The sequence below is a fragment of the Streptomyces sp. CNS606 genome (assembly GCF_000426325.1).
The window spans coordinates 1-2,418 of record NZ_AUFD01000059.1 but is presented as its reverse complement, the minus strand read 5'-3'; the positions used below and the strand labels follow the sequence as shown (position 1 = coordinate 2,418).

At 65.6% G+C, this 2,418-nt stretch carries 2 protein-coding genes; both read right to left on the bottom strand.

Annotated features, from left to right (window positions below):
• Positions 1 to 366: 366 nt before the first annotated feature.
• Positions 367 to 930, bottom strand: coding sequence for a phosphoribosyltransferase family protein (locus tag K304_RS31825; protein ID WP_051308665.1), 564 nt, complete (start codon positions 928 to 930; stop codon positions 367 to 369).
• Positions 931 to 1,124: 194 nt separating this feature from the next.
• Complete coding sequence (locus tag K304_RS0120545; protein ID WP_027765259.1) at positions 1,125 to 2,090, bottom strand: DNA-processing protein DprA; 966 nt, start codon at positions 2,088 to 2,090, stop codon at positions 1,125 to 1,127.
• Positions 2,091 to 2,418 lie beyond the last annotated feature (328 nt).

Here is a 2,418-nt window from a genome sequence, read left to right as displayed (position 1 = left end):
CTGAACTGCTCCCCGCACCCGCGGGGATGGTCCCTGCGACGTGCGGTCCACGGAGCACTTCTCGAACTGCTCCCCGCACCCGCGGGGATGGTCCCGACGACTACGACCGGGATCTGCCCGAGGTGCTCTGCTCCTCGCACCCGCGGGGATGGTCCCGGACCCCGTCCGCCCATGCCGTGGCGATGGCCCTGCTCCCCGCACGCGCGGGGATGGTCCCCCGATAATGGACGTCACGATCGCCGTGAACAGCTGCTCTCCGCGCCCGCGGGGTATGGGACCATTCTGGTCCGGGCCCAGGTTGGCGGCGATAGCGTGCGGCTTGCGGAGAGCAGGATGTCGATGCAGAAGCCCACCGGAACGGGTGCGCTACGGGGTGTCCCAAGTGAAGCGACCTAAGACTAATCCCTGCACGTCAGCGGCGCCCTGTCTGCGCAACTGCGAGGCGACGTAGTTGAGCTGAAACCCGGTGGTGCACACGTCATCGACGAGGAGAATCCGCTGGTCTCTGACATCGTGGCGGCGGCTGACGCGAATGGCCTGTGCATGCTCCCAGGCTGCCTGTTCCTTCCCCGCCGCGTTTTGATCCTTCGAAGCAGTGGTGGACGTCGTCTTCACCAGGGCAGGCTGCCCGGGAATCGGTAACCGGCCGCTGACATCAACTGACCGGGCAGCGGACAGTATCTCCTCAATGTGTTGGATCGGGGCGCGGCCGGGGTGACTCGGATTCGCCGCGACTAGGTCAATGCCAAGTGTGACCTGCGGGTGTCTGTGCAGCCAATGGGCCACCAACCGACCGAAGACATCCACCATGAACCCGCGCCACTCATCGACTTTGTAGTAGCGCAGCCAGTTTGCGAAGGTGCTGCGGCGCGGGCAGCGGGCGACCGCGTGGATGCGGCTGATGCTGCGCTGACGCCGGCCCGTCCCCACGCTCCAGCGACACAGCGTGTTGAAGCACTTCTCCCCATCCGCCAGCTCCTGACTGCATATTGGGCAGGAGCGCCTGCCGATGTGTAAGAGCTGCCGGGTAGCGCAAACTCCGCATCTCTGCCACGTGCCTGATGCCAAGTACGGGCAGGACCGGCAGCCGGGGAATGCCCTCTGGAAAGGGGCGGAGGACTCGCTCACACGCCCGCCAGCGCTAACTGAATCGCCTCAGGCCCCGCCGGACGCGGCGACTCCGGTTCTTCAAGGCGCCGCAGCACGTCATTGAGCTCGGCGACCTCTACCGCTCGCCGGTCCTCGGCCATCTTCGCTGCCCACGGCTGCACAGCGATCAGCGAACGGAGGAGGAACACGTGCTTCCCGTGTTCGGCGGCGATCCTGGCCTGCATCTTCGCCCCAGACGTGCTGGACGCCTCGATCACTACACTGCCCTGTGTATACCCGGAGGTCACCACATTGCGACGAGGGAAAGTCCAGCGTGCTGGCGAGCTAGTGGGCCAGAACTGGGAGACCAGCGCACCATCCTGAGTGAGGATCCGATCGGCCAACGGCCGATTCTGCGCTGGGTAGACCGGAGCAGCAATCCCCGTGCCCATCACAGCGACCGTACGGCCCCCCGCATCCAGCGTGGCCTTGTGCGCAGCGGCATCGATGCCCTTGGCGAGCCCGCTGACCACAACCACACCAGCCTCGGTGAGACCGCGAGCCATGAGTTCAGCCCGCTTCAGACCCTCAGCGGACGCGTCGCGGGTACCGACCACGGCAACCGAGCGGACATCCTCTGCTCGTAGCTGACCACGGTAGAAGAGGAACGGGGGTAGGTTCGGCACTTGACGTAGGTTCGACGGATACTCTTCATCTAGAACCGTCACTAGCCGCGCCTTGACACGGTCGGCTGCCGCCAACTCGCTCTCGACTCGAGCGCGGGCGGCTTCCACGCCACCGCTCGTGAGGGCACCCCGCAGCACGGGAAGGCTCTTGCGACCTGCGTGGGAGTCTTCGGGGACGTCACCGGCGAGCAGCGCTTCCAAGCCGGCTGGCGACTGAGCCACTCTGGCGATTAGGTTCCAGTCCACCGTCGCACCCTCGTGGTGGAGCGCGCACAAAGCGAGGAGGTTCTCCCGCTGTAAGCCGATATCGACCATGACAAGTCGCTCGCTTCCTTCTACTCACGACCCCGAACTGTTCGAAGGAGAACTCTGGTCTTCCTTACGGGCCGTACGCATCCTCTCACCCATACGAACTTGTGTCAGGCCCTCGCACGTCACACGGCGCAAGAACCCGCGAATGAGTGTCTGTGTCCGCTGGCGAGTTGTTCTGGAGTCGCAGGCGACCGCACGTCACGAGACGGCAAGGCGCGAGTAGAGTCGCAGGTCAGACAGTCTGCTCCCCGCACCCGCGGGGATGGTCCCATCGTCGCCACGGGGCCGCGCTCCGTGCTCAACTGCTCCCCGCACGCGCGGGGATGGTCCC